At 69.4% G+C, this 26905-nt stretch carries 27 protein-coding genes and 1 pseudogene; 11 read left to right on the top strand and 17 right to left on the bottom strand.

Translation table 11 applies throughout. The features are described from left to right. Positions 1–158: 158 nt before the first annotated feature. Positions 159–557 (bottom strand): diadenosine tetraphosphate hydrolase, encoded by a 399-nt coding sequence (locus ACIG36_RS14330; RefSeq protein ID WP_399926622.1) that lies wholly within the window; start codon positions 555–557, stop codon positions 159–161. Positions 558–1030: 473 nt separating this feature from the next. Then, positions 1031–1312, bottom strand: a complete 282-nt coding sequence (locus ACIG36_RS14325; RefSeq protein WP_399926620.1) for a hypothetical protein — start codon at positions 1310–1312, stop codon at positions 1031–1033. Between the two features lie 586 nt (positions 1313–1898). On the opposite strand from ACIG36_RS14325, the pseudogene ACIG36_RS14320 reads away from it, so the two are divergent. Next, positions 1899–2000 (top strand): annotated as a pseudogene (locus tag ACIG36_RS14320) (alpha/beta hydrolase); the annotation flags it as partial. A gap of 715 nt (positions 2001–2715) precedes the next feature. Here ACIG36_RS14320 and ACIG36_RS14315 read toward each other — a convergent pair. From ACIG36_RS14315 to ACIG36_RS14295, 5 genes are all read right to left on the bottom strand, one after another. Continuing rightward, positions 2716–3261 carry a flavoprotein gene (locus ACIG36_RS14315; protein ID WP_399926618.1) on the bottom strand — a complete coding sequence of 182 codons (546 nt, stop codon included), beginning with the start codon at positions 3259–3261 and terminating at the stop codon, positions 2716–2718. A 420-nt stretch (positions 3262–3681) separates the two neighbouring features. Beyond that, the gene (locus ACIG36_RS14310) at positions 3682–4275 is read right to left on the bottom strand and encodes a hypothetical protein (protein WP_399926616.1); all 594 of its coding nucleotides are present in this window, start codon (positions 4273–4275) and stop codon (positions 3682–3684) included. After that, positions 4272–4553 (bottom strand): hypothetical protein, encoded by a 282-nt coding sequence (locus ACIG36_RS14305; protein WP_399926614.1) that lies wholly within the window; start codon positions 4551–4553, stop codon positions 4272–4274. The genes ACIG36_RS14310 and ACIG36_RS14305 overlap by 4 nt, the downstream gene beginning before the upstream one ends. Before the next feature lie 1033 nt (positions 4554–5586). Further along, on the bottom strand, positions 5587–6915 hold the full coding sequence (locus ACIG36_RS14300) for a HEAT repeat domain-containing protein (protein WP_399926612.1): 1329 nt from the start codon (positions 6913–6915) through the stop codon (positions 5587–5589). 829 nt (positions 6916–7744) lie between these two features. Continuing rightward, the gene (locus ACIG36_RS14295; protein WP_399926610.1) at positions 7745–8026 is read right to left on the bottom strand and encodes a hypothetical protein; all 282 of its coding nucleotides are present in this window, start codon (positions 8024–8026) and stop codon (positions 7745–7747) included. 673 nt (positions 8027–8699) lie between these two features. Here ACIG36_RS14295 and ACIG36_RS14290 point away from each other — a divergent pair. Next, on the top strand, positions 8700–9068 hold the full coding sequence (locus ACIG36_RS14290; protein WP_399926608.1) for a hypothetical protein: 369 nt from the start codon (positions 8700–8702) through the stop codon (positions 9066–9068). Positions 9069–9279: 211 nt separating this feature from the next. On the opposite strand, the gene ACIG36_RS14285 is transcribed toward ACIG36_RS14290, so the two are convergent. After that, on the bottom strand, positions 9280–9639 hold the full coding sequence (locus ACIG36_RS14285) for a TauD/TfdA family dioxygenase (RefSeq protein ID WP_399926606.1): 360 nt from the start codon (positions 9637–9639) through the stop codon (positions 9280–9282). Beyond that, positions 9567–10688: a zeta toxin family protein gene (locus tag ACIG36_RS14280; protein ID WP_399926604.1), complete on the bottom strand. Its 1122-nt coding sequence runs from the start codon at positions 10686–10688 to the stop codon at positions 9567–9569. Before ACIG36_RS14280 ends, ACIG36_RS14285 begins: the two co-directional genes overlap by 73 nt. 46 nt (positions 10689–10734) lie before the next feature. Here ACIG36_RS14280 and ACIG36_RS14275 point away from each other — a divergent pair, with 46 nt between their 5' ends. Next, positions 10735–11235, top strand: a complete 501-nt coding sequence (locus tag ACIG36_RS14275) for an NUDIX domain-containing protein (protein WP_399926602.1) — start codon at positions 10735–10737, stop codon at positions 11233–11235. A gap of 162 nt (positions 11236–11397) precedes the next feature. Further along, on the top strand, positions 11398–11784 hold the full coding sequence (locus ACIG36_RS14270) for an SH3 domain-containing protein (RefSeq protein ID WP_399926600.1): 387 nt from the start codon (positions 11398–11400) through the stop codon (positions 11782–11784). Between the two features lie 136 nt (positions 11785–11920). Here the strand turns inward: ACIG36_RS14270 and ACIG36_RS14265 are convergent, their stop codons facing one another. Both ACIG36_RS14265 and ACIG36_RS14260 read right to left on the bottom strand, forming a co-directional pair. After that, a complete protein-coding gene (locus ACIG36_RS14265; RefSeq protein WP_399926598.1) occupies positions 11921–12505 on the bottom strand; it encodes a hypothetical protein in 585 nt (194 codons plus the stop codon). 500 nt (positions 12506–13005) lie between these two features. Continuing rightward, positions 13006–13950, bottom strand: coding sequence for a GlxA family transcriptional regulator (locus ACIG36_RS14260; RefSeq protein WP_399926596.1), 945 nt, complete (start codon positions 13948–13950; stop codon positions 13006–13008). Positions 13951–14021: 71 nt separating this feature from the next. Between ACIG36_RS14260 and ACIG36_RS14255 the strand changes: the two genes are divergently transcribed. Together ACIG36_RS14255 and ACIG36_RS14250 are read left to right on the top strand one after the other, a co-directional pair. Continuing rightward, positions 14022–14978: an NADP-dependent oxidoreductase gene (locus ACIG36_RS14255; protein WP_399926594.1), complete on the top strand. Its 957-nt coding sequence runs from the start codon at positions 14022–14024 to the stop codon at positions 14976–14978. Positions 14979–15357: 379 nt separating this feature from the next. After that, on the top strand, positions 15358–15576 hold the full coding sequence (locus ACIG36_RS14250) for a hypothetical protein (protein ID WP_399926592.1): 219 nt from the start codon (positions 15358–15360) through the stop codon (positions 15574–15576). 462 nt (positions 15577–16038) lie between these two features. Here ACIG36_RS14250 and ACIG36_RS14245 read toward each other — a convergent pair whose 3' ends face one another. Further along, a complete protein-coding gene (locus tag ACIG36_RS14245; RefSeq protein ID WP_399926591.1) occupies positions 16039–16503 on the bottom strand; it encodes a hypothetical protein in 465 nt (154 codons plus the stop codon). Between the two features lie 62 nt (positions 16504–16565). Further along, complete coding sequence (locus ACIG36_RS14240) at positions 16566–17012, bottom strand: hypothetical protein (protein ID WP_399926589.1); 447 nt, start codon at positions 17010–17012, stop codon at positions 16566–16568. 188 nt (positions 17013–17200) lie between these two features. Between ACIG36_RS14240 and ACIG36_RS14235 the strand changes: the two genes are divergently transcribed. Beyond that, positions 17201–18082 carry a hypothetical protein gene (locus ACIG36_RS14235; protein ID WP_399926587.1) on the top strand — a complete coding sequence of 294 codons (882 nt, stop codon included), beginning with the start codon at positions 17201–17203 and terminating at the stop codon, positions 18080–18082. Between the two features lie 350 nt (positions 18083–18432). Here ACIG36_RS14235 and ACIG36_RS14230 read toward each other — a convergent pair whose 3' ends face one another. Both ACIG36_RS14230 and ACIG36_RS14225 read right to left on the bottom strand, forming a co-directional pair. After that, the gene (locus tag ACIG36_RS14230; protein WP_399926585.1) at positions 18433–18855 is read right to left on the bottom strand and encodes a WD40 repeat domain-containing protein; all 423 of its coding nucleotides are present in this window, start codon (positions 18853–18855) and stop codon (positions 18433–18435) included. After that, positions 18839–20788: a WD40 repeat domain-containing protein gene (locus tag ACIG36_RS14225; protein ID WP_399926583.1), complete on the bottom strand. Its 1950-nt coding sequence runs from the start codon at positions 20786–20788 to the stop codon at positions 18839–18841. The genes ACIG36_RS14230 and ACIG36_RS14225 overlap by 17 nt, the downstream gene beginning before the upstream one ends. On the opposite strand from ACIG36_RS14225, the gene ACIG36_RS14220 reads away from it, so the two are divergent. Then, positions 20757–21752, top strand: a complete 996-nt coding sequence (locus tag ACIG36_RS14220) for a serine hydrolase domain-containing protein (RefSeq protein ID WP_399926581.1) — start codon at positions 20757–20759, stop codon at positions 21750–21752. The two genes, ACIG36_RS14225 and ACIG36_RS14220, sit on opposite strands and share 32 nt — an antisense overlap. Before the next feature lie 207 nt (positions 21753–21959). Here the strand turns inward: ACIG36_RS14220 and ACIG36_RS14215 are convergent, their stop codons facing one another. Beyond that, positions 21960–22892: an NADP-dependent oxidoreductase gene (locus ACIG36_RS14215; protein WP_399926579.1), complete on the bottom strand. Its 933-nt coding sequence runs from the start codon at positions 22890–22892 to the stop codon at positions 21960–21962. A 119-nt stretch (positions 22893–23011) separates the two neighbouring features. Between ACIG36_RS14215 and ACIG36_RS14210 the strand changes: the two genes are divergently transcribed. Continuing rightward, a complete protein-coding gene (locus tag ACIG36_RS14210; RefSeq protein WP_399926577.1) occupies positions 23012–23434 on the top strand; it encodes a winged helix-turn-helix transcriptional regulator in 423 nt (140 codons plus the stop codon). A gap of 301 nt (positions 23435–23735) precedes the next feature. Then, positions 23736–24779 (top strand): hypothetical protein, encoded by a 1044-nt coding sequence (locus ACIG36_RS14205; protein ID WP_399926575.1) that lies wholly within the window; start codon positions 23736–23738, stop codon positions 24777–24779. A 164-nt stretch (positions 24780–24943) separates the two neighbouring features. Here the strand turns inward: ACIG36_RS14205 and ACIG36_RS14200 are convergent, their stop codons facing one another. Beyond that, positions 24944–26077 (bottom strand): LuxR C-terminal-related transcriptional regulator, encoded by a 1134-nt coding sequence (locus ACIG36_RS14200; protein WP_399926573.1) that lies wholly within the window; start codon positions 26075–26077, stop codon positions 24944–24946. A gap of 327 nt (positions 26078–26404) precedes the next feature. Here ACIG36_RS14200 and ACIG36_RS14195 point away from each other — a divergent pair, with 327 nt between their 5' ends. Then, positions 26405–26893 (top strand): RICIN domain-containing protein, encoded by a 489-nt coding sequence (locus tag ACIG36_RS14195; protein ID WP_399926571.1) that lies wholly within the window; start codon positions 26405–26407, stop codon positions 26891–26893. The last annotated feature ends 12 nt before the right edge of the window (positions 26894–26905 follow it).

Here is a 26905-nt window from a genome sequence, read left to right as displayed (position 1 = left end):
AATCACCCCGGCCGAGACCCAACAGCTGGACACGCTCATCCGCGACGCCGGCCTCAGCCGGGGGCGATCCCTGCACCACTGCTCTCCGAACTGATGGGAGCGGTCGAGACCGCCGAAACCTGCCTCGCCCAAGCCCTCGGCGTACCGGCAGCCGGCCGTTAGGCGTGGCCGCGGCCGAGTACAGAGTCGAGCTCGGCCACAATCGCGTCCCGCATCTGCTTGTGCTCCACCCCAAGAGCGTGCTGCGGGTCGTGCCAGCGACCGCGTGGATACGCCCACACCGGACGCGTGACCATGTCGGCGGGCTCCCAGTCGTAGCGAGGCCAGAGGTGGGCGTGGACGAAGTGTTCGGAGTTGCCGAGGATTTCCAGGTTCAGACGACGGGCCTTGGACAAGTCGGAGAACTGCTCCACGTCGGGGTCGTCGAGGAGTAGAACACAGTACCCGGGAAGGAACTGCACATCCCCGATGACCGCAAACGAAGAGTGCAGGCGACGTAGGACGGTGGGGTTCTCCCCGCGCAGCGCACTGCCGATCCGGTCGCTCTTGTACGTCATGGGCGGACCCTACAAGCGGTGCGCGGGTCGTGTCCGTCACCCGTCCGGACCACATACTCCTCGGGCGGAAGCACCGTGCTGGTTGGCACAGGCGTTGTCGATGGCGGGGGAGAGGATGCCGACGCCGAGGCCGCCGACCTGGGCTGGGGTCGTGGGATTGCCACCGTGGCGAGAAGGCCCACGGTCAGGGCAGCAGCATGGGCAGAGCGGCGCGTTTCCACGCCCAGCCCCACGGCCACACTCAGGCATGGGCACGCTGGTGGCCCGTGGGCCACCAGAACGGAGGCAATCGAGACTGGCTGCACCGGCTACACCCGGAGCCGATATCCATGGGTGAATACCTGCGGTCACCAGTGGGCTGGACGCCGCGGGACGGCCTCAGCAATCCCATCGCCCGAAGGACTGACCGGGCCCCGACCGGTCGCCACCAGCCAGGGCGTATGCGGCGACCAACTCAGGAAGATGGCCAGGGGTCATGAGCAGGTCGCGCAGGTGCATGGCAGTCTGCGAGGACGGTGACCGTCCAGCGTTTCGTGACTGAGTGGCAGGGGGCCGCCCCGGAGCGGGTTGGTGTCGTCAGGGTTGCTGGGCACGGCCTCGGTGCCGAAGCCTGCCGCCCGCAGGGCCGGTGCCACGGCGGGGGCGGCCTGCGGTGCGAACTCCAGCCGGGGCAGCAGACCCCGCTCCCGGAAGATCCCGATCAGCGCCGCGACGTCCTGCTCCGTCGGCTCGGCGCCGGGCAGAGGGAACCACATGTTCCTCCCTTGCCCCATCCGACCGACACACGGTCGGACCCGGCTACCACGCTCCTGCCATGTCCCAAACACCGCCGCCATCCTCAGCGGCAGCCTCCCAGCCCTCGCCATGATCCTTATGCGCTGGGCCCCGGGCCACCGAACCAAGACCGCGGCGATAGACACCGGCAGACGTATGCCGATGCGCGTCACGCAACCCCTCGGGCCACGGCTCGCGCCAGGGCAATGCACCGCACCGGGCCTCGCCAACTTGAAGTCGCACGTCAAAGGGCTGGTGTGACCGGTGCTCAGGGTGCTCGCGCTGGTCATGGTCGACTGTCTGCTCAGTAGATCGTCCGTCAGCGGTTGATTGCCGGTTTTTCGGTGCTCGAACCGGTGGCGGACGTGCGCTTCCCGACCGGTGACGGGGGTGACTCCGACGCCGTGGTGTTCGGCCATGGAGCCTCCGCAGAAACCCATTGGCGGAACCATGGCGGCCACTGCTACGTTTCCGGAGGCCGTGCAGGAGAGCGAGGAGGTGGTACCCGTGAACGTATCGACATGGGTGCTCCCCTCCGGGGTCACGGTCGGGCGATAGGCAGCCCGGCGACTGGTGGCCCGTGCCCGGCACGCCGCGGCGGACGGCTTCGCCACCGCCACCATCGAGCTCCCCGAAAGCGGCGACCGGCCCCGTTGGCCCGCCGCCGAGTAGGCCCTTGCCGACCTGCGCCGGGCGATGAAGGCCGGTGAGCCGGTCACCGACCAGAGCCGGCAGGCCGAAAGGCCGGAGGAAACCGGGAGGCGGGGCCTGGTTTCATCGGCCGGCGATGGGCGCCGAGTGGCAAGGCGGGGCGCAGATGCCTGAACCCCTCTGGCAGGAGCGGCATCACGGGATCCCACTACGTGTGGTCCATCAACAGTCCGTGCAGCAGAACGACTGGACCGGTGGCCCCGATCCGGCTTCGTCGTACTCGACAACGCCGGCCGGTAACGCGACGTCCTTCACGACGGCCTCCCGGCACAACGGTTGCGCATCCCGTTGTCGTGAGCCCTGCCGCCACTCCTCCTCTGAGCGTCCCGTTCGCGGAGGGTCAGCCGAGGTTCAGCGTCCGCGCCGCAAGGGTCGGCGGGACTGGCACCGCATAGTCTGGCTCCGCCCCCGTCTCCGGTACTTCCAGGAGGAGGGATTCCTGGCCGGGGCCGGGCTGACCCCGGTCCTGGTGGGTCTTGCAGGGGCCGCCTCCGGTGGCCACCCCGCACCGGCCCCGCCGCGTCGGATAGCCGCACTGGAGATCCGGGTCGTGAACGTGGCACAGACCCGAGGGCCGCGTCGTCCCTATGGGGCACCGCTGCCCCTTCTTCGTGATCGCGGAGCACTGACGCTCCGGAGATATCGCCACCATGGTCGGCAACCTTCCCCGCCGTCAGGACGGCAACGCGCTGATGGCGGCCTGCCACGGATAGGCGTCCTGGTCGTCGCCCTCGCGGGGCGGGTTGGGAACGAACCCGCCGGCGCCGAGGAGTACGGTCACGCCCACCTCGCGCAAGGCGGCGACGCTCCGGGGGACGGCGGGGTGGCGGTCCTGGGCGGCGTTCCAATGCGGGAGAGCGACGATGGGCAGACCGAGGCCGATGCCCTCGGTGACAAGGCCGAGGGCGAGGGTGTCCGAGATCCCGGCAGCCCACTTGTTCAAGGTGTTCGCGGTGAGCGGCGCAACGAGAAGCGCGTCCGGGGCCGGCAGCACGTCAGGCTGGGAGGGAAGCTTGTACTGATGCCGGACCGGATGGCCGGTCAGGGCACGCAGGTTCTCGATCTCGCCGGGCGCGTCCTCGGTGGCCCAGCGGTGGGCGGAGGGGGTCAGGACCACGCACACGTCCCAGCCGACCGCCTGCGCGGCGCGGATCGGTACGCCGAGGCGGCGGACGGGCGGGGCGGCGCAGGCGATGAGGTAGAGCGTCCGGTTGGTCATCCGGACAGTCCACAGTGGCCGGCCAAGGCGCGCAACCGTCTTTCAGCTGGACCGGCGCCGAGCAACCGCAGGTACTCCACCAACTGCCGGGTACGGGGACGGCACCGCGCCTCCTCGGCTGCCTTCTCCTCGGCGTCCAACAGGGCGTCGACGGCGTCCTCGCGGTGGCCGGCCTGGGTGAATGCCCAGGGCAGATCCGCCAGGTGATGCGCGCGGCGTTCCCCGGAAGACCGACCCGGGCCGAGGCGCAGATGCGGTCCGCGACGGCGAGCGCGTCAGTCCCTCGAGGGAGCCGGACGTGCGCGGTAACGCGGTGGACACGGACGCTGGTCGGGCCATGCACAGCCTCGCCCTTGCCGGGTGAATGGGCAGGTCGAGCACCACTGTGATCTGACCGGGACGGTACTTTCCCTAACGCCCTTAGGCGTCGGGGTTGGTGGGTCGTTTGTAGTACCGCCAGGGGAACCATCCGGCGCCGACCGGAATCCAGCCTTCTGATTGCATTCGTCGGTGTCGCGCGGCGGAGGGGAGTGCAACCCGGCAGTGTTCCCAGGGGTGGCCGGATGCCTCCACCTCGTGGAAGAAGGGGCCGTAGCCGACCATGTGCCAGCCGTCGCGGCCGGCTTCCTCCAGGGCGGCCATTTCGTTGAATGCGGACAACCCGCCGAGGGTACGGCGCTTGGGGGCGTTCGGTCCCTCGGCGGGCGGTGCCGACGGGCCCGTGCCTGTGGCCTTGACCGCGAAGCGCTGCTGAGCGGCCTGGCGGCTCACTCCCAGGACGCGGCCCACCGTGTCCCAGCTGTGGCCGGCGGCCCTGGCGCCCTGGACGGCCTCGCGAAGCAGCCGGCTTGCCTCCTCGGCGCCGACGCGCGAGGCGTCCAGCAGGCGCAGGTACCCGTGGGCGTCGTGTTCGAGTGAGTCGGCCAGCCCTTCGGGGGCGCCGAGGACGGCTGCGGCGATCCCTTCCCGGATCCGGTCCGACTCCGCCGGGTGGAGCAGGGGTTCGTCACTCATCGGCGCAGTCCGGCAAGGGGTTCGAGGGTGTCGAGGACTGCCTCGTCGTGGCGCGTCTGCTCGGCGGAGTGGCGGGCCGCCGCTCGGGCGGCCAGGCCGCCCGAGCAGGCGATGAGTGCAAGGTTTACGACGATGAGGGCGACGGTGGCGGAGGTGCCGAGCCGGTCGCCGAACAGGACCGTCACGGCCGGCAGGCTCACGGCGAGCGGCAGCGTGGCGGCCATGGATGTGGTGGCGGGGAGGTCCCGGTGCCGGGCTTTGGAACTCAAGATCAACATGCGTCAAGGAAACCTTGACGCGACCGGCTTGTCAAGAATTCCTTGACGCCTCCCTCCATCGCCGCTGCCCCGCCGCGTCCCCGGCCCTGGCGGCTGGGGGTGACGGCGGGCCGTTCAGCGAGCTTCACGCCCGGATCCGGCAGCCGTCGCTGCCGCTCGTCCGACACCCCGCTCCACGAGTTCGCCTGCCACTGGATCCACCGCCCCCGATCATCACCTGGGAACCGCACGCCCGGCTCGTTGGCCGGCAGGACGCTGGTTGGTATCGGCCAGGTCGGCGAGGAGGCGGAAGTACCGTTGACAGTCCAGCGGCCGACGGCAGCGCCAGCGCCAGCCTGGGGCGATCGCCCGCCGGCTGCCTCGCGCGGACGGTGGCGCGCTGTGGGTCTTTACCGAGTCCAACTTTCCGCCGGAAGTCGGCCATGTGCCGGCCGATGGCTACGAGCTCGCTGCCGGCGTCGCTGATCCCCGCAGCCCGTGCTTGGCCGGATCGCCGGTACGGGTGATCGTCATGCTGGGGCTGGGGCTGGGGCTGGGGCTGGGGCTGGGGCTGGGGTCATCCCTTCCGGGCGTCGTGTTGTTGGCCGGGTCCGAGCCGACGCCGCCGTCGTTGGGCGGGGGCGTCGATAACCACGGTGGTCTGGCCACCGCGCTGGGCATGTGCGAGGTGCTCGAGCAGTGCCTCCGGTCGCGTCCGGGATGGAGGCGAGGAGCTGTGCGAGTGCGGGTCCAGGTTGGAGAGCGCCTTCACATGGCGTCGGCGTGTTCCTCGACATCCGGTGCGGCACCGGCGGAGAAATTCATTGCCTTCTCGGCGACGGGTGGTTCGGGGGCAGACGTGATGAGGGTACGGAGTCCTCGGCCGAGGGCACGACGCGGCTGCGCTGTGGTCACGGCAGGAGCCTGCCGTACGGGCCGGGAGTAGCGAGATGTCACTGAGCACCTCACTTGGTGGGTGAGTGCTTGGGGTGGCGGGGCTGGGGCTCTGACTTGGTGGGGGAGCGGCAGCTCGTCTGTCTTCAGTGGCGGGCCGCTACGGGGGTGGCGTCCGTGGCGGTGGCCACGGAGCGGTGACCGTGAGGATCGCGTGGCGGGTGTGGAGTGCGGCGGACAGGAGGCGCTCGTCCAGCTCCATCTCGGCGTCGCGTGTGGAGTCGTTGACGGGGATACGGGTGCGCCGGTCGATCACCGCCGTCACGGCCGGCAGCGCGGGCAGCGCGTGGCGCCCCATCCGCGCGAGACCCGCCAGGTAGAACTCGCCGACCGTGTACTCGGCCAGGTGCGGCGTCATCAGGGCGAGCAGCCGAGGCAGCGCAGAGAACCCGGCGTGCCGCAGCCACGCCGGGGCGCATTCCGCCTGCGAGCGGCCGGGGCGGGAGAAGGTGAGGTTGTACAGCTGGGCCGCCTGCCGGAAGGTCAGCGGACCGGCATCCAGCAGGGCGCTGAAGATGGCGGTGGCGTGCCTGAGGCGGACGATGCCCACTGGCCTGGTGGCGAGGAGCGCGGCGGCGGACGCGCTGTCGTACACCGGCGGATTCCCGAACGGGGACCGGTGGGTTGTCGGGGACGGCGTGAACGGGAGCCCCGCGATGAGCGCCCCGTGCGTCCGCCTTGCCGTCTCGGAGATCAAGGCCGTCCTGAGGGCGTCCTCGAGGCATGGGGTGGCTCCCTGGTCGCGGTGCCGGATGAGCAGCGGCAGCAGTGTGACCGGGGCCGCCCGCCAGTTGTGGCACGCCTCGCGGGCAAGCTCGGCGCCGATGTCCCGGGTGGCGGGCTCGGCGAGAAGCCGGGTCACGAGGGCGTAGATGTGTTGCTCGCGCCCCAGCCCGTACAGCATCCGGCCCCAGAGGTGTCCGATGTCCGCCAGGTGGAGTGCGGCTTCGCGGGCGTCGGTGAGGAGTGCCGCGTCCAGGTCGGGCCGTCGGGTGGGGGGAGCGGCCCGCAGGGTCTCCAGGTTGGCGAGGAAGCGGACCGCCGCGAGGCGGTCGGCCCTCAGAGGGGCGACGGCGGGGCCGAGCGCCCTGGCCAGGACGGTACGCACCGCAGGGTCGGTGACGTCGCCGAGGGTGGTGAGGACAAGGTCGGGCTGTCCGCTGTGCCCGACGAGGTATGCGGCTCTGCGCCGTACCTCCTCGTCGGGGTCGCCGAGCCGGGTCAGCGCGGCTTCGACGGCCTCAGGCCATGGCCGTTCGCCGGTCAGACTGCAGAGGAGGTCCATGGCCTCGCGCCGTACGAACGGCTCTCCGGCGTGGGTGAGTTGGAGCATCCGGATGGCGACGGGGCCGGCAGGGTCGGCGCCTACCGCGTCGAAGAGCGCGATGCGGGAAGGGTGGGCAGGCGTCGTGGCGGTCCCATCGGCCACGGCCGCGTCCAGCCACTTCACCGGCCGGGGCGAAGGCCGCCCTTGCGTGCTGAAGATTCGATCACATGGTCGATCTTGCCACACGGGCATTGGCCTGAGTGTGGTTACCTGGCGAAACCCGCCAAGTGAGGCGCTCAATCACACGAGAGCGAGGTACGCGCCACCTGCCCTGCATCATCTCCTGCTCCCGGGCGGTGTCAGGTACTGGTGGGATCGTCGGGGCCTCCTCAAGGAGCTCCAAGCCGCTGTGGTGCCCGGTGCACTCGGTGTGGGCGGTGCACCGCACCGAGCCCCCGTCAACTTGAAACGGCAGGTCAAAGTGCTGGTGTGCGGAGCCCCACCGGAAGAGCCGACCGGCCGAACTGCTTCGGCGAACACCGCTGCCATGGCCTGCACTTCTTCGCCCTGACCGACGAGAGAGGCCGTCTGTCCAGATATCCGCGGTCCGGCCCGGCCGCGCCCACGGCATCACTGGCGCCCAACACGACCACATTCTGGGCCGCCTGCGTGCCGCCGGTCTCGGTGCTCTTGCGGACCTCGGCTTCCGCGGCCTGGACAACGACGTCTGCGGCCCTGTAGTCGTTACCGGTTTCACCGTCACCCGCGACCACAAGCTCACCCCCGGCCAGAAGACCGCCAACCGAGTCCTCGCCGTAGGACGCGTGCTAGTCGAAGCACGGCTTCGCCCGCCTCGAGAACTGGTGGACCCTCACCAAACTCCGCACCGACCCCGTCCGCGCCACCCACCTCCTGTGCGCCCTGCTCATCCTGACGAACCTCGAAGTCAACCGCTGACGGAGCTGAGGCCGCGCCATCTGAACGCTGAAAGTCACTCAGTGAGGGTGAGTGAACGAAGTTCAGCGTCCAGCATGCGGATCAACCCACCGATTCGTCCGCCGCCACTCGGCGCCGCCGGGAAGCGTTTGAGCACGTCAACGACGACTGGTGTCGCATGGTGCACCATCTGCTCAAGGTTTTCGGCACCAACACTCCGATCGTCGCCGGTGGCGAGTTCAGTTGCTCTGGCAGCGTAGGCGCCGGCTCCGAGAATGTGCTTGACCTCTGTGGCCTTGGCCAGCGGGTGCAGGTAGGCGGCGGCTGCCGCAGGCATCGTTGCCCACGCTGCCTCACGAGCAGCCGCAGAGTCCGCGGTAGGGGTAGCTCCGGTCGCCAGCGTGCACCGGGTCGTAGAAGGCCCCCCGGCCCCAGCCGGCAGAAACCGGCAAGCCGGCCGCTGACGGACGATCTACTGTGCAGGCGGATGCTCGCCGAAACGGGCGACCCGGAGCTGGAAGTCGGCCCCAGCCCCGCGATCGACCTGACGGCGTTGCGGGCCTTGAGGGAGTCCCGCACGGACGTTGAAGGGACTGCACCCGGTGCGCGAGGACGACCAGCAGGCGGCTGTCCGCAGAGCCCGGACCGCACCGCCGGCGAGGAGCCGGCCACTGAGGTGTCCGTGCGCGGCTGACAGGTCCGGATGGTCCTGGAGGTGGGCGTTGTTGCCGGCCTCCCGGCTCAGGGGTGAAGGCGCGGTGGATGGGGGGGCTTCGGCCCTGCTGCCGCGTCGTATCCGCTCGAGGATGTCCTCATGAGTGCTCGGAGACCTTCGGGCGGGATCGGGGTGGGGCTGCCGGCGAGGGTGAGGCCCCTGTGGATGGTCCCCAACATGGCCGGGGTGGTCGGGGGGCGAACTGGCCGGTCCCGCTCTGTTGTCCGCTTCCATGAGCCGGGGCATGATGCGGAGCCTGGTCCGATTCAACCGGCGTGTGTCGACAAGGAGTGTCATGACGAAGACGCTTGAGACCTATGCCAACCAGGATGCGGCGAAGAAGGACCTCAAGGATCACGTGGGCGCTGGGCGTGTCACCGCGCTGGGGCAGGCGCTGAATCAGGCGTACAACGGCCAGGGGAAGAACAGCGGGATGCACGTCGTCGACGGCGAGCAGCGGCAGGTCTTCCATGCCAGTGCCGGCAAGGCCGGTACGAGCGCGAGCGTCACCCTCTTCTACTACCCCAAGGATCCGTCCGGTGGCTTCCACCTGGTGGCCCTGGGGGAGCACGCCAGCGCCGACCTCTACAGGATTGACAAGGACCTGGGCCAGGACCAGGCGCCGTTCCAGAAGAAGAAGACGGTCGGCCCCGAGGGGCAGTGACGCCGCGTCCTCGCGGGGTGCGGTCAGTGCTTGCCGGCTCGGGTCGGCGCCACCTCGGCCTGGGAGGCCGGCGTTGCCGACCAGGCCGGCCGCGGACGGCAGGTTGTCGATGCGGTGTACAGCATGGCCGGCCCACCAAGGCGGTGCGGGGCTCTTGCCTCGGGCCACGGCGCCCTGGTGAGCCCGCTGGGCGTGAGGAGTGGCCGCGAGTTCAGATCCGGTGCCGGGGAGAGAGCCCGGCTGTGCCGGATGCCTGCTGGTGCTGGCCGAAGCCTGGCGGTTGGTCGCGGCACTCGAGCATGAGACGGACAAGGCAGCGGCGGCGGTCGATGTCGGCATAGCCGTCGTACCCTGTGCGCCCGTGCAGCACCCGGCGGCCATTGATGACAAGGCAGTCGCCCTCTTCCAAGGGCAGCACAAACCGAAGATCGCTGCGGCCGAGCACCTGCTTCAGGGCTTCGAGTCCTCCACGCCGCTGTGGAGGCAGTGCCTCACCCGTCAGCTCCGCAGCCGTCTCGTTCCGACGCGCATTGCAGCGTACGCGTATGCGTATGCGGCCGTCGCACTGCACGAAGACGGGTGCCCACACCACCGGGCTTTGCCCGGAGGGGTGACATGGCGGCGGTCGAAGGGGAAGGAGGTGTGCAGCACGTCGAGTTCGCCGGGGAACTCCTCGCGCGGGATCCGGTGGACGGTCCAGCCGTCCACCAGGAACGGATGGCACAGGCAGACGTCGCCCGGGGATCCGGTGGCGAGGGCGAGTGTCCGGTGGTCGGACGCCGCCACCAGCTCGGGCGCGAGGTGAACCGGCCGCTGAGGCCGATCTGCTGGGCCCGGGGCATAGCGCAGCGCAGTCGCAAGTCGGCTGTCGGCCTCCCGCACAGCCACGATCACCAGCTCCAGCGGATATTGGTCGGATGCGAACGGCAACGCGCTGCCCAGGAACTCCTCCACGCTGCCCGGCGCAGCCTCGATCAGTGCATCGCCGCGCCATGCCTGTACGTACGCCTCGGCCTCGGCGGACCAGGCGCGGTAGTCGGCGCGGATCGCCGCCCCGGCGTTGCGGGGGTCGTCCCTGGGCAGCTGGTGGTAGTCGGGGTGCGAGACCTTGAAGTCGTCGCCCACCAGGCGAGTCGTGCCCGACCGCATCGCCCGCTTGGCCATGCGCGCGGTCGCGGTCTTGGCTGCCTCGGGCTGACCCAGCACATACACCGCCCTCGGATCGTTCCGGGAGACGATGCCGCTGAGGTACGACGGCGCGATCAGCTCGTCGAAAGTCCACCGGTGCTTCGCGGCCGACAACCGGTGATAGTCCACCCCGGGCGCCTGCCGCCGCAGTTGCGCGATCGGGCGGACCGGCTCGGCCAGGGCTGCCGCACGTTCGGCATCCCGTTGCACGGCCAGACGCTGGTCCTCGCAGTGCAGCTCGCGATGCAGGCTCTGATCGGTCCGCGCCAGGTCCCGACGGAAGACGGCCGTCTCCCGGGCACGCCACGGACGGGACCGCTCGTAGACCACCGTCCTGTCAGAGGCTGCCCGTCTGCGCCAGAGTCCGTCCACGAGCTCGTTGTCGTAGAGGACGGTGCCGTCCCTGCAGACCCGTCCGGCTCTCCTGGGCACACAGCACGACGTTGGCTCCGCTCACCATGTCATCCGGGCGGGCCGTATGTGGTCACCGTTGATGGCACCAGCAAAGATCAAGAGCGTGGGCACACGTTCCGGAACTCGGAGGGGAACTCGGCGTGGGCGAGAACGTCATCCGCCGCGCCCAAGAGCCAAGACCGGGCACTGGGTGATCCCCGGCGGCAAGGCCGAGCCCGGCGAGACGCCTCGGCGGTGCGCGGTGCGCGAGGCTCGCGAGGAGACCGGGCTCGACGGCCGGCCGGGGCGGCTGCTGGCCGTCCAGCACCTCACCGCGGACCGAGGGTGGGGCAGCAAGTACATCGCCGACCCGTACGAGCTGTTCGTTTTCGCCCTCCATGTGGACTGCGGCCAGCACGCCGGTATCCGTGTGCCGGACGGGGAGCTGCTGGGCTGGGCCTGGTTCACCCCCGACGACGGCGTGAAGCTCATGGACCCGACAAACGCGGCACTGTTCACAGCCACGGTCCAGGCCGTGCGCAACGGGACCTGCGCCCACGTCGAAGACACCTCACCAGGCGTCTGATAAGCGGCCAGGTCTCCGCGATGAGGTCCGCTCAAGTCCGGCCCGAACGCCGTACAGATGGGTACCTACGAAGGCGCACAAACTTTGATGGCCCAAGTAGCTTCCCGGCACACCTATCTCCCGGACATCATGCATGGGTCCACGAACCAGAGAGGAATCAGCGTGCGCATAGGCAAATCGTTAGCAGTCGTAGCCACGGCGTCTCTGCTCGGCGGCGGACTCCTGCTCGCCCCCTCCGCCTCGGCCGTGCCCGGTGCCAGCGCCAAGGCCGCTCCCGCCGTCGAGCAGCTCCTGAGCTGTTCGCACGGCTGGTCCAACAAGGACTCGGGGAGCAAGAAGGTCACGGCGAGCGGCGTACGGTACCGCGTCGGCCCGCACACGAGCTGCGACGCCCTCGGGCAGATCCCCCAGGGTGCCACGGTCTACTACCACTGCTACACCCGCACCCAGGACGACGGGACATGGTCGCACGTGCGAATCAAGGGCACTGAGCGTCAGGGCTGGGTGAAGGACACGCTGCTCGGGGGCGGCAGTCTCAAGCTGTGCTGACGGCGGGGTAGACAACCGAGCAGGTGATGCCCGCGCCCGACCAGGCGCGGGCGCGTGCCCGGCAGACCGCCTGCTGATTATCCGCCAGCCAGTTTGCCGGGCCAGCGCACCCGGCACTCAATTTCACCCGAGATCGTCAGCTCTTGTTGAAGGCCGGGGGTACGACCTCGCGTAGCTTGTCGAGCTCGACAGTCAGTGCCCCCGCGACCTCCGCGCATGTCTGCCTAAGCGGCTTTCCGTCATCGCCGGGGAGAGACACTTTGCCGTCCGTGGCGTTCAGGCAGTCGGCGGCATACCGGGTGAGCCATCCGACGTCATGGGCTTGTTCGCGCAGCTGCTGGTCGGGGCTGGTCTGCAGAAGGGCATCGGCGTTCTCGGCTTTGCGTACGAGTTCGGTTGAGCCCTTGCCTAGCCGGCTCCGCTCGCTGGGTTTGGTGTCGTAGATCCATAATCGACCGCGTAGTTCGTTCGCCGCTTCCGCGAGGGAGGCATAGGCGCCGGATTGTTCTTTGTGGATCTCGCGGGCGGTGTCGTGCTGCCGCTGCTCACGGTCGTTGTCGAGGGTGAATTTCGCGGTGACGAAGGCGGCGCCGGCGCTGCCGAGGACAGTAAGGAGGCAAACGATGAGCGGCAGCCATAAGGAGACGACTTTGACGGGTCTGTCACCGTCGGCGGCCGGTTCGGGCGGGTCAGCGGGGTCGTCGCTGTCGGTGGACATCATGCCTTTGAGGATCGCGGCGGGGGCGTCGGGCCGCCAGGGTGCGGTGTGCTTCCGGTCCGCCGCCGGGAAAGGGTGTTCCGGCTGGAGGGGCCCGGCTGGTCCATGGGTCTCAACCGGGGCCGTCGTGTTCATCGGGGGCCGAGGATGCCGCAGCATCCGGCGGGGGCGCGCCCGTGGTCGTCGCACTCCTCGATGTCGGTCATGATGCGGACTTGTGGGTGATGGAGTCGACGAGGAACTGGGCGTCGCGCAGGTTGGCGGGCTTCACCAGGCGGTAACTTCGGCATTCTTGAAGCGTCTTCTCTCGTCTTCATCTCGTCCGACCGGTCTGCGGTCTGGGTGAAGGCGAGGAGGCTGGGCTGGGCGGCGCGCCGGGAGGCGTAGGGGCCTGCGTGAGCACGAGGGTGCCCGCCTCGGTGGAGCGGTCGCCGAGGTGACGAGCCTGCTTGCCCTGATGCCGGCCGCGTTGATCCGGTGGCTTGGTGGCGTTCCGCGAGAGGTCAGCGGTCGCCCGTGGCCTGAAAGGTGCGGCGGTATGCCTGTGGTGAGACGCCGATCGCGGCATGCAGGTGCTGGCGCAGGGACGCGGGCGTCGCGAAGCCGACCCTGCCGGCGATCTGTTCGATGGGCAGGTCGCTGGACTCCAGCAGTTCCCGCGCCCGGGTGACCCGCTGCTGGATCAGCCATCGACCTGGGCTCATCCCCACCTCGTCCCGGAACCGGCGGGCGAACGTCCGCAGGCTCATCCGGGCGTGCCCGGCGAGGTCGGTCAGCGTCAGCGGCTCGTCCAGTCGCCCGAGTACCCACTCCCGTGTTGCCGCCGTCCCGGCCGCGGACGGCTCCGGCACTGGCTGCTCGATGTACTGCGCCTGCCCGCCGTCCCGCCACGGCGGCACCACGCACCGGCGCGCGACGCGGTTGGCCACCTCGCTGCCGTGGTCCTTGCGCACGAGGTGCAGGCAAACGTCCACACCGGACGCGGCCCCGGCCGAGGTGAGCACGTCGCCGTCGTCGATGAACAACACGCCCGCATCCAGGTCCACCTGGGGGAACGCATCCCGGAACCGGGCCGCCAGCGCCCAGTGCGTCGTGGCGCGACGCCCGTCGAGCAACCCGGCCGCGGCGAGCGTGAAGGCGCCGGTGCAGATGGACACCACGCGCGCGCCGGCCGGGATCAGCGCGAGCGCCTGCGCCACCGGAGCCGGGAGCCGCACCGAGGACGGCGCCGACTCGTACGGCGGGATGACCACCGTGTCCGCGGTGGCCAGTGCCTCCGGCCCGTGGTCGGCGGCGATCGTGAAGTCCGCGGAGGTGCGCACCGGGCGGCCGTCGACCGTGCAGGTGACCGTCTCGTAGCGGCCGTCCGCGGTGCCGAAGACGCGTTGGGGGATGCCGAGCTCGAAGGGATAGACCCCCTCGAGCGCCAGGACGACGACACGATGCATGGCATGATCCTATCGGTGAATGGCATTCATGCCACTCCCGTCGGGCGTCCGAGCGCCGCAGGCTGGGGCGCATGAACGACATCACCACCATGCGCGCGATCAGCCAGGACGTCCTCGGCGGCCCCGAGGTGCTCAAGGAGGTCCGGCTGCCACGGCCGGCGCCCGGGGCCGGGGAGGTCCTCGTCCGGGTGCACGCCGCAGGGGTCAACCCCACCGACTGGAAGCACCGCAGTATCCCCGGGCTCTTCCTCGGTGAGCCCCCGTTCGTCCTCGGCTGGGACGTCTCCGGCGTGATCGAGGCGACAGGCGCCGGCGTCACCCTCTTCAAGCCGGGCGACGAGGTCTTCGGCATGCTGCCCTACCCGTACGGAGCGGGCTCGCACGCCGAATACGTCACCGGCCCCGCCCGCGCCTTCGCCCCCAAACCGGCCACCGTCGACCACGTCCAGGCCGGCGCCCTGCCGCTCGCCGCACTCACCGCCTGGCAGGCCCTCGTCGACACCGCCCGCCTCGAAGCCGACCAGCGGGTCCTGATCCACGCGGCCGCCGGCGGCGTCGGCCACCTCGCCGTCCAGATCGCCAAGGCCCGCGGAGCACACGTGATCGGCACCGCAAGCACCCCCAAGCACGACTTCGTGCGCGCCCTGGGCGCCGACGAGGTCCTCGACTACCGCACCACGGACATCACCGAGACCGTCCGCGACGCCGACGTCGTCCTCGACTCCCAGGGCAGCGACCACGCCATCCGCTCCCTGCGCAGCCTGCGCCCCGGCGGCATCCTGGTCTCCCTCCGGCTCGACGACGGCAACCCCGCGCTCACCCGGGAGGCGGCCCGGCACGGTGTGCGCGCGGAAATCATGCTGGTGGAGGACGACCACGCCGGGATGGCGGCCATCGCCCGACTTGTGGCCGACGGCCGACTGCGCGCCGAGATCGCCGGCACGTTCGAGCTGGCGGACGCGGCGAAGGCGCACGAGCTCGGCGACACGGGCCGCACCACGGGAAAGCTGGTCCTGACCGTGCGATGACGAAAGCAGACGGTCACCGGAGGCGAATCGCCCCCGGCGACCGCCTGTTGCGTCCGGACTGACACCGCCCACCCACCCGGAACTCACCGTTCCTTCCCAGCAAGGTCCGCGGCTGCTCCACGGGTGGGCCGCGGTCGTCGCAGAAGCCCACCACCGCGGATGGGGGCCGGTCGACCTGCCGATCTGATTCGGCTTGCTCCGCCCGCGAACCACCACGCCCCCCGGTCCGGGCAGGGCGGTGTACGAGCGCTGCCCCTGACTCCGAGGGCGAGCCGGCGTTCGTTCAGTGTCCCAGCAAGGCGCGGCGGCACTGTCGGCGGTTGCTGGCATCGTCGGCTGCCAGCCGGAAGATCAAGGGAGGGCAGGAGCCGTGCACGACGTGACGCGTCATGAGGTCGGTGAGCAGCAGATCGTCCAGGCGCTGGAGGACATCTCCTGGCGGACGTTCCGCCGCTACCAGGAGCTGCGCTATGGCGATCTGTCCCTGAAGGGACTTCAGGCGATGCACGACGACCTGAACGTCCGCTCCGGCTACCTGCCCCACGGCATCCTGGGCTCCCCACAAGCGCTGCGCGAGGCGGCGGACCGGCCGCGGTAGTTCTCAGGCGTGAGTCGTCACCCGGCCGGGAGCGTCGGGGTTCCTGGACAGGGCCGCCTCGTCGTACACCCATCGTGTGTCTCCCGACTCGGCCCACAACGGGCGGCAGCAGAAGGACCCCGGCGCTCCACAGCACCACCTGGGCGGCCGACAGGGCCATGTTGTCGAGGTCGGGGGCAGATTCAGGGCGCGGCCACGCCGGCCATCCACAGGAACGGCTTGGGCAACGGCGACGGCTGGAGTGGCTCGGGGCGCTGAGCGTTGGGCCACGGCGATGACCACGAGGCGACGGCCACCAGCCACCCCAAGGCCGGTCCCAGCATCAAGACGGCTTCCCCTGCCCCGTCCGCTCCCTCGAACAACCTGTCCCCCCGGACTCAAGGGGGCGGCACAGCGCCGACGAGCCTCGGGGCGGACGGAGGACGACTCCGCCTGGCGCAGCCTGTCGCCTCGCGCCTGCGCCTACGGGAGCGGCTCGACCTCCAGCCATCGGTGCCGACGTGCTCCGCGGTACTCCAGGACCTGCCAGCCGAGGTCCTTCAGGGCTCGCGAGCAGCGCTGAAGCTGCTCGTGCTGCTCGTAGCCAGCCCGGCTGCCGGGCGGGCCGAGCCATTCCACGCGGACGACTTCGTCGACATGGCTCACGCGGTAGCCTGCAGCGGTGCGCCGGCCGTCGAGGCCGAGGGCGGATGCGGGGAGCCCGGCCGCCGCCAGGCCGAGGGCGACGGCGCGCAAGGGCTGGCGGCGTTCCCACTCGGCCGGCACGGACACGGGTCGGCCGTCCGCCGGGTTCATCAGCTTCCGGATCTGCCACACGCCGTCCATGGCCTGGCGTGCGGCGGCCGCCCGCTCCTCGGCGCTGAGTTCGGGGCCGGACGGGTGCTCGTCCCCGGTGGCCGCGCGAAAGCCTTCCGCACTGTCAGTCACGGCATGCCCCCTCGCCGGGTGTGAGATCTGGGACTGAGCAACCGCCGGTCCCCTGGGAACCCTTACTTCACCTTGAACTCGCACATCTTGTCGGACTTGCCGTCCTGGTTGTCCGCGACCTTCTTCCCGTCGACGGTGATGACGCACGGCGCGGGGTGGAGCATGCCGTCGGGACCCTTGACGGAGCCGGGCACGACGGACACCCCGAGGCCGGCCTTCTTCTCGGCGTCCGTCGTCAAGGTGATGGTCGAGGTCTTCTTCCAGGGCAGCTGGACCTGTTCCATCTTGTTGGTGTCGAGGTTGTAGTAGACCGACGTGGTGCCGGTGCCGAGGACTTCGAGGGTGACCTCGTGCTTGACCTCGCCGCTCCCATTCCCGCTCTCCGCCTTCGCCTTCGGCTGAACGGACGCAGCGGGCTTATCGGATGTGGCCGGGCTGCCGTCGCTGCCGCATCCCGTCAGCACAGCCGTGGTCAGGACCAGCGCCGCGCCCATGATGATCTTGCGCATGCATTTCCCCCTAGTGGACAAGTGAACGATCTTAAGGGCGATTATGGCGGCCGTCGTGCCAGACAGGGGGCGACGGCCAGGGCCTCCGTGGCATTGGCATTGGCATGGCTGGCAGATGGTGGGGTTTGGAGGGATGCGATCATGGGCGAGTCATGTTCATTCGCCCGTGAGGTGATTTTTTGAGGAAGGTGGCGCTGCGTTCCCACGCACTGTTGCCTCGGCAGTACGACCACCGGAAGGTCCTGGCGACCACAGTGGACGCCTGGGGCCGAGCCCTCTGGTTGATCTGCCCCGATGCGGAACTCCAACCAAGTTCGTATGGCAGGCCTTACCCCCAGCCACGCACCCGACCCTATGACGCGCTCCTTGTCATCAACAGCGGCGGCACAGTTCGGGAACAGCTCCTGCGCGGCGTGAGCTTGCGGGTGACCCAGTTGGATGCGTTGCCCAATGGCCGGTTCGTCCTGGAAGGCTACGGTGACGCGGGGAAGCACAATGCGCAGATCTACGGCTCTGACGGCCGACGCCGCCGCAGCTTCGCCATGGGGCGTGCGGTCGAGTACCTGATGGCGGACCGGCTGCACCATGTATGGAGTGCCTACTTCGACGAAGGCGTCTACATCGACCCGATCAGCGCAGCCGGCCTGGTGCGCTGGGACAGCGGCGGCAACCAGCAGTGGCGGTACACGCCTCCGGAGGGCATCGAGTACATCGATACGGTCTATGCCTTCAACGTTGACGACGGCGTCGCGTGGGCCAACTACTACCCGACCTTCCCGCTGCTTGAGGCCCGGACCAACGGACAGATTCGGCTCCGGAAGACCCCTGTGGTCGCCCCTACGGGCATGGCCGTGCACGAAGAGCAAATCGTCATGCTCGGAGGCAACCGGCAACCAGACCGCCTGCACCGTTGCCGCATTACAGAGCACGAGGTCCTGCTGACCGAGGAAGCCTGTCTCACCCTCCCTGACGGCGCACCCCTCAAGCGGTACGCACGCCCTATCGGACGAGGCCGGCACTTGTACCTGTATGGCACATCGCCCGGACAGTGGTACGTGATGGGCATCTAGGCTGCCCCAAGTGCTCTTGGGCTTCGGGACACCGACACGATGTGGCAGCGCCCTGGTGTTCCCCAAGCCGTAGGCCAGTGCTCAGCGGCTGACTTCGAGGTTCGTCAGGACGAGCAGGGCGCGCAGGAGGTGGGTGGCGCGGGCGGGGTCGGTGCGGAGCGCCCGTCTGCCCCGCGACGCCTGGCACGCTCCCCCGAGCTCTTCGAGCAGGGGGCGCCCCCACTCGCCGCACCGGGCGAAAGCCCAAGTACGTCCAGTACGAGGACTTCCGCCCGGCACGCCGAGAGCACGCACCAGACGCCGCGGGGCCGCCCTCCGGGCGACGACGGCAATGTGACGACAGGCCCTAGCTAGGACCCACAGGGTTTCGACCGGGGCAGGTCAGGGATGAGTTGCGTCCAGCGGTGTTTTCTGTCGAGGGCACAGACTTCGGTGGCCACCTTGTCGGGATCGAGGTCCCATAGCCGCGTGGCGTTGTCGGTGCTTGCCGTCGCCAGCGTGCGGCCGTCGGGCGAGAAGACCGGAGAGCCGTCGGTCGTACGGGCCGCGACGACAGTGGTCGTCCGGTTCGTGGCGGCGCTCCACAGGCGGATCGTGCGGTCCGCGCTGGTGGTCGCCACGGTGCGGCCGTCCGGTGAGAAGACGACCCCGGTGACGCCCTTGGTGTGTCCGGTGAGGGTGGCGATCGGGCGGTGGGTCTTTGTGTCCCACAGGCGTACGGTGCCGTCGGCGCCGGCGGTGGCGAGCGTGCGTCCGTCAAGGGAGTAGGCCACGGCCTGAACAGCGTCGGTGTGTCCGGTGAGGGGTGGCGGACTGCCGGTGTGCGGTCGTGTCCCACAGACGTACGGTGCCCTCGTCGTCCGAGGCGGCGAGATGGCGTCCATCGGGCGCGAAGGCGAGGCCTCTTACCGCCGCGGTGTCTGCGGTGAGGGTTGCTATGGGCCGCAGGGAGCGTGCGTCCCGCAGCAGGATCCGGCCGCCCGAGTCGGCCGTCGACAGCAGGCGTCCGTCGGGGCTGTAGCGCGCCACCGTGCCGGGATCGGGCCGTCCGGACAACAGGCCGAGCCGCCTGTGCGTCGATACGTCCCAGAATTCGGCGAAGTCGACACTGGTATTGGCGCCGACGAGGGTATGGCCATCAGGGGAGAACGCCACGGCCGTGACGGCGTCGTCGCCTGTGCCTGCGGCGTCGAGGACGGCAGTCTGCCGGCGGGTGGTGATGTCCCACAGGCGAACCGTACGGTCGTAGCCCGCGGTGGCCAATGTGCGGCCGTCGGGGCTGAAGGCTACCGCAGTGGCGCGTTCGGTGTGCCCGATGAACTGCCGGGCACGGTAGTGGGCGTACGCGCCGAGCAGGCTGCCGCGTCCCTCGGCGGACGAGGCCCGGCGGTAGCCGCTCAGAGCCAGGAGCATCGCCGCCTCCGGGCGTTCGGCGGCCACGACGTCCGCACGCGCGGCGAGTTCGCGGGAGGCTGCGATGCGCTGCTGGGCGCGGGCGGTCCGGTTCTGCTGGAGAGCGATCCCGTCGGCGACCAGGGCGAGGACGAGCAGGACCGCGAGGCTTCCGGCGAGCTGTCGTAATCGGCGTACTCGGCGCTGCTCGGCCTGTTTCTCGGTGGCCTCGAGCTCGATGCTCGCCTCGAGGAAGGACCGCGCCACGGGGCCGAGAGGAGCGGCATGGTGCGGTTCGGCCGCGGACCGATCGCGGATCGAGGCCAGCCGGTTTCCCCGGTACAACAGGCTCTTGTCACGGCCTTCCCGCTGCCATGCGGCGGCCGTTTCCGTGAGGAGCTGGCGGGTCCGCAGGCCGGCCCGGTCCTCGTCGATCCACCGGCGCATACGCGGCCAGACCCTCAGCAGAATCTCGTGTGCCAGCTCCACATGGCCGGAATCCACAGTCAGCAGCCGGGCGCGGGTGAAGAGTTCGAGGACGGTTTCGGTGCTCTCCCATGCGGGGCCGTGCTCCAGCAGGCTCGTACGCTGGACACGGCGGCCGGTTTCCTTGTCCTCTCCTATGTGGACCAGGTGGAGCAGGATGTTCCGGGCAGTTGCCTGATGTTCCGCGGACAGCGAACCGTAGGCGCGTTCCGCAGTGGCCGCGACGGCCCCCGATATACCGCCGGTCAGCCGGTAGCCGTCCAGCGTCAGTGCGGTGTTCTCGCGGCACTGCCACGTGCTGAGCAGCGCGTGGGACAGCAAAGGGAGCACTCCAGCACGCGGAAGGTCGGCCTCCGCCGTATGGCCAGGGGCGAGACCGATGTCACGCAGCATGACTTCCACCAGCCCTGCCTCCACTTCCAGGCCGGCCGCGCGCGCCGGACCGGTGATGGCGTCGCGAAGCTGCGCGTCGTTCATCGGGCCGAGGGTGGCATGCCCCTGCCGCAGGGAAGCCGCCAGCCCGGGGTGAGCGAGACAGCGGTCGTAGAAGTCGGCTCGTACCGCCAGGACAACCAGCGCAGTCGGCAGGCCGTCCCCCGTTTCCGTCCGCCCCGCGGCCAGAGCCGGCAGTGCCTCCGCGAAAGCGGCTCGCTCGGCTTCGTCCCGGCAGAGGGTGAACGTTTCCTCGAACTGGTCCACCAGCAGTACCAGAGCGGCGGCCGACTGTGCGGCCGGCACGCTGTCCGTGGCCGTTCGCACCGCCGCAGCGAACGCATCCGGGCCCTGCCGCATCGCCTTGTCCACCGAGAAGGGCATCTGGAACGGCACGGCCGGGATGGCAGATCTCGGCACCCAGCGCAAACGGGCTTCCGAGGACCGGTTCCGGATAGGCAGTGTCAGCAAAGTGTTCAGCTCCGTCGTCCTGCTCCAGATGGAAGCCGAGGGCAAGCTCGACCTGGACGACACGGTCGAGAAGCACCTGCCCGGCGTGGTCCGCGGCAACGGCAACGACGGCAGCCGGATCACGATCCGCCAGCTGCTCAACCACACCAGCGGCCTGTTCAACTACACGGATGACGAAGGCTTCTCCCGGCAGATCCACGAGGACTACCCGCGGCACCGGTTCCAGAGCAGGAAACCGGCCGAGATGCTCGCCGTCGGCCTGAGCCACCCGCCTGTCTTCGAGCCGGGCAAGGCCTGGCACTACTCCAACACCAACTACATCCTCGCCGGAATGATCACCGAGAAAGTCGCCGGTCACCGGTTTGCCGATGAGGTCGAACGGCGCATCGTCCAGCCACTGCAACTGCGGGGCACCAGCCTGCCGGGAACCACGACACGCATGCCGGACCCGCACGGCCGGGCGTACAGCAAGCTCTACCTCGACGACCCGAACGCGAAGACATACGACACCACCGAACAGAACCCCTCCTGGCTGTGGTCGGCGGGCGAGATCATCTCCACCACCGGCGACCTCAACCGCTTCTACCAGGCTCTGCTCGGCGGCAAGCTGCTCCCGGGCCGCCAGCAGAAGGAACTTCTCACCACCGTTCCGACAGGAATCCCGGAAGCGGGTGACTACGGACTGGGAATCCACCGGGTCGTGCTGCCGTGCGGCCTGCCGGTCTGGTACCACGACGGCGACATCCACGGCTCCAAGACCCTGGCCACCTCGACGGAAGACGGGCGCCACACTGCCGCGTTCAACATCAACGGTGACTGGGCCTTCAACCTGAAGACGCTGATCGAGTCCGAGTACTGCGGAGTCACGGACACGAAGGCGGCGGACTGAGGCTTGTTGCTGTTCCGTACCAGGGTGTGAGGCGGGCTTCGCCCGACAGTACGGTCAGTACGGTCGTCGGGCGCGCCACACACACCGCCTTCGCCGGCAGGCGTGGCCGGCGGGGCCGGAAGACGGCGGGGTTGTCGGTTCCGCCACGGTGGGATCGACAGCCCCTACGGCGTCACCTGCCCGCCCCCGCGGAACCGGAACCCCGTTCTAGGGAACGAGGACGATCTTTCCCTTCACTCGCCCGCTCTCGATCAGGCGGTGCGCCTCGGCCACCTCCGTCAGCGGCATACTGCGTTGAACGTGTACCCGCAGCCGCCCCTGCTCGATGAGCGCGTTGAGCTTCTCCAACGAGGCGTAGTCAGGCTCGACACCGAGGGCGGCGAAGCGCGCTCCCCGCTCGGCCAGGCCCGGCACGGCCACCGCACGGGTGGCGCTCACCACGATCCCGCCGGGCCGCAGCACCCCCACCGCCCGCGTCGCGTCGTCACCTGGGACCAAGTCGAAGAGCACGTCGACGTCCCGTACCGCCGTACCGACATCGGTCGTGGTGTAGTCGATGACCTCGTCCGCGCCCAAGCCGCGCACGAAGGCGTGTTTCTCCGCCCGCGCGGTGCCGATGACGTACGCCCCGAGCGCCTTGGCGACCTGTACGGCCAGGTGGCCCGTCCCGCCGGCCGCCGCGAGAATCAGCACCCGCTGCCCGCTCGAGGCCCGCGCTGTGTCCACCAATCCCTGCCAGGCGGTGAGCGCCGCCATCGGCAGCGCCGCGGCCTCGATGTGTGTGAGGTCGGCGGGCTTGTGGGCCAGGTGGCGGGGCGGAGCGGTGACGTACTCGGCGTAGCCGCCGCCGCGCCACGGGAAGTGCACCAGTCCGTACACCTCGTCGCCCGGCGCGAAGCGGGTGACGCCGGGCGTGACCGCCTCGACCACCCCCGAGACATCCCAGCCGGGGATGAACGGCAGCGTCCTCCAAGGGACCACGCCCGCCCGGAACTTCGCGTCCACCGGGTTCACGCCGGCCGCTTCGACCCGCACCAGCACCTCGGCGGCCACCGGCTCCGGGCGCTCCACCTCCGTCACGCGCAGCTCCTCGGGACCGCCGAAGGCAAGCTGACTGACGGCGCGCATACGCACACCCATGACGTACCCCTCTTACTGATCGTCTTGCTGATCTCTCACGGTCGCCGCGCGGCGCACACCAGCCTGCGCCACACAGTGACACTTGAGAAGAAGGCACCCTCCTGATACCCAGGTTCCCTATGGATACCTGCAATGACCTGCGGCAATACGGTGGCGCCGACGCCTACTTCCAGACCTGCCCGTCCCGCCCGGTACTGTCGCTGCTCACCAGCAAATGGGCCCTGCTCACGGTCGGCGCCCTCCAGCAAGGACCGCTGCGCTTCAACGCACTGCGCCGCCGCCTGGACGGCGTCACGCAAAAGATGCTCACGCAGGCACTGCGGACCTTGGAGCGCGACGGCCTGGTCACCCGCACCGTCTACCCCACGATCCCGCCGAAAGTCGTATACGAACTCACCGAGCTCGGTCACAGCCTCACCGGCCTGCTGACGGCGGTCCAGGACTGGTCCGAGGAACACCAAGGCGAGCTACTCGCCGCCCGCCGGTCCTATGACCGGCGGGCGGCGGCTGAGGTGGAGCCGATGCGACCTGCCGGCGATTAGGGCGTGTCCGATGGGTCGGCACGCGCCTCGCTACGCCGGGACACGGACCCCTCGGCGGGATCCCACCTTTGTGCCTTGGCGGTGGCGATCAAGCCGGCGGAGCGCCCCAATTCCGCCATGCCCTTCTGCAGGAGGTACTGGCCGACCGAGCCGAGACGGGGTGAGGCTCGAGGACAGATGCGACGCATGTGCAGGCCGGTCGCCTCCTGCGAAGGGCGGGCCGGTTGCGGACCGTACCCGCCGGGCTTTCACTGGGCAGGAGACCTGCTCATCCGCGAGCTGAGCGGCTGTGGAGGTACGGATGGCCAAGTGGAAATTGGAAGACATCGCGGGCCAGGACAGATCCTCCTGGCGCCAGCGTTGTGCCTCCCATATCGCCCAGCTGCAGTCCGAACTCGGCCAGGTACGGGAACGTGGATTGTCGGACAGCGACCAGATCATCGCCGGTATGGCGGACAAGCACCTGGGAGCAGCGCGGGACGCCGTGGCGAGGAGAGGCGATCTGCACAGTCTCCTCTCGGGCTCTGAGGTGGACCGGGCGTGGCCCAACATCCACAAGGCGGAGGCGGCGATTCTGCGGCTTGTACCGGAGGACGAGCTCTACGCATGGGGCGCCACCGTACTTGCCAGGGCGCAGCAGCACCTCGGCGAGCAGGACCCGCGCCGCAGCCTTCTCACCGAACGCCTGGAAGGCAACGAGCACAGACTCGACAGCGAATTCAGGGACCTCGCCGTTCACACGCTGCAGGCGGCCAACGAGGCCGCGGACGACGAGAGGGCACAGGTTCGCACATTCCGCAATTTCGTCCTGGTTTCCGTGGCCGCCCTGACCACCTTGGCCATCGCGGTCATCTGCTGGGGAAACATCGATCCGGCCGTCATACCGGAGAAAATGTGCTTCTATCCAAACAACATACGCACCTGCCCGGCGGGCGGTGGCACTCCGTCGGCCGGTGACATCACCCTCGTCATGTTCGTCGGAATGTGTGCGGCGGCACTGGCCGGTGCGTTCTCCCTGCGGCACATCCAGGGAACGTCGACACCGTACATGGTGCCCATGGTGTTGATGCTGCTCAGGCTCCCGGCGGGTGCTCTGTCGGCGTTCATCGGTCTTCTGCTGATCCGTGGCAGTTTCGTGCCGGGACTCACCAACCTCGACACCAGTGGCCAGATCCTGGCATGGGCCGCGTTCTTCGGCGTTGCCCAGGAGGCCATTACCCGCATGATCGATGATCAGGGAAACCGTGTTCTGGCCAATGTCCGTGGGCCCATGAGGGAGTTCGGGCCGGAAAAGCCGTCGGCAGACTCCTCCGAGGAAAAGTCCCAGACGTCCGCGCGCGGGTGACGCGGCGGCACCGGCCGCAGGCGGCTCGTGCCAGAGACGGCTCATGGGCGGCTCGGGCGGCCAGTCGTGAGCCTGCTGTTGGTCGCGGTGCCCCGGTCGGCTACTGCCTCCTGTGAAGCTGCCGGCGTCGATCTCGGTGAGGACACCGATCTCGACCAGGCGCTTCAGCCTGACCCAGGCTGCCTGTCCGGCCCCAGGGAGTCGACTTCCGGCAGATAGTGCTGGAAGAACACCTGCCCCACCAGCTCTCGGCGTGAGTGCGTACCGGTCTTGTCGAAGACGCTCTTGAGGTGGTCCTGAACGGTGTACGGGGACACCGCCAGCCGGGCCGAGATCTCTCCCGTGGAGGCTCCTCGCAGAACGTGGACGAGCACGTCGGTTTCGCGAGGTGTGAGACCGTACGCCCGGAGCAGGGAGGTGGCCTGGTCGGGCGGGGACGCCGGGCTGATGGTCAGCGCCAGCTTGAGGCCTTCACCGGTCTCCAGTCGCCAGCCTTCGATGGCCGCCCAGCCACCCGCGCGCATCGGCACACAGGCCCGGCTGCCGCCACTGCCACTGCGCAGCGTGGCGGCGGCCACGCTGTAGGCGGATGCCGGCAGCCCCTTACCCCGGGCCGGTGCTTCGGCCAGTTCGGTGAACCAGGATTCGGCGGCAGCAGAAGCCGACAGCAGGGTGTACTCCTCGTCCAGCAGTACCAGCGCGGACTCGCCCGCGCCCAGAGCATTGCCCAGGGATTTGCCCAGGGATTTCCCCGGCACAGCCAGCGACCGCCGCAGCGCTCGCCCCAGCGGCTGGGACAGACCCGCGACGAACGCCATGTCCGAGGCGGAGAACGGCGGCCGGTGCGCGTCCCTGACGAGCACCAAAGCCCCCCATACTCGACCGGCGTCCTTGAGCAGCACCCGTATCTCGTCTCCCAGACCGAGTGGCCGATAGATGTCGCGGTAGCGCACGCTGCGTTCAAGAAGCCCACCGAGGCTGGACGCCAGGCTACCGACCGGCGTCGCCTGCCGGGCGAGAGCGGGCATCTGGAGAACGTCACCTTCGCGGTACTCGATGTCGAGCATCCTCGGCATCCATGCGGCGCTCACACCATGCCGGAAGGTGCCGCCCGTGTTGAGCAGGGTGACGGGATCGAGAAGGACCCCGGCCCAGACGTCGAACCCCAGGGTCTCGGCCAACTCGGGTACGGCGTCCTCAAAGACAACCACCGGATCCACAGCAGTCCGGGCGGCGTGTACGGCGCGGTTCCACGCTCTGCGCCGCCGCCGTTCCTCGCTGCTCTGATCGAATACCACGGGCTTCTCCCACTCCTGGCTCAACGACCGCCCCGTGCAAACGCCTCATGCCGAGCCAGGAAATCGTGGCAGAGAGCGGTTGACGTTCGATGAACGGTGCGGTTGTCGAAGTGGCACCCCCACCCCCTCGGCCGAATCCGCGGGCCAAGGGGGTGCTGCGCCTCGTGCTCTCCGGTGGATGGAATGGCTGATAGCGGGTGAGGCATCGCCATCTCCCAGTTTTCTGGGATGGAGTACGTCGGCGCTCCTGGCTGATGGTGGGCTCAGTCCAGGAGGGCCACACCGACCAAGGCGGCCTCCCAGCCGCGCGCAGACAGAGGAGACAACGTGAGGACCTACGTTCGCAAACCCGTCAGACGAGCCGCGCTCGGCGTGGCGGCCGCCGCCACCGCGGTGCTCACCGCGCTTGCGCCGACCGCTTCAGCGGCCCCGGCCTCGGCAGACGGGGGCATCTACATGTACAAGAACATGGCCACTGGCGAGTGCCTCGACTACGACGGCCGCAAGGTCTACGACTTCGCCTGCAACGGCGGCCCCTACCAGCGCTGGCTGCTCACCGACGCCGGGTTCGGCACCTACACCCTGCGCAACATCGCCACCGCCAAGTGTCTGGACACCAACGGCTCCGCGGTATACGCCCGCGCCTGCAACGACGGGCCCACCCAGCGGTGGGGGATCTTCGACGCCCAGTCCGGCACCAAGCAGCTCCAGAACCTGGCGTTCAGCGGTAAGTGCCTGGACAACGACACCCGGAAGATCTACCTCTTCGGCTGCAATGGCGGCACGTACCAGAGCTGGGCCGAATACCGCGTCTGACAATCTCCTCGC

It is taken from the genome of Streptomyces sp. NPDC053048 (genome assembly GCF_044547045.1).
Classification (GTDB): domain Bacteria; phylum Actinomycetota; class Actinomycetes; order Streptomycetales; family Streptomycetaceae; genus Streptomyces.
Note: the sequence above shows the minus strand (reverse complement) of the source record. Positions and strands in the feature narration are given on the sequence as shown.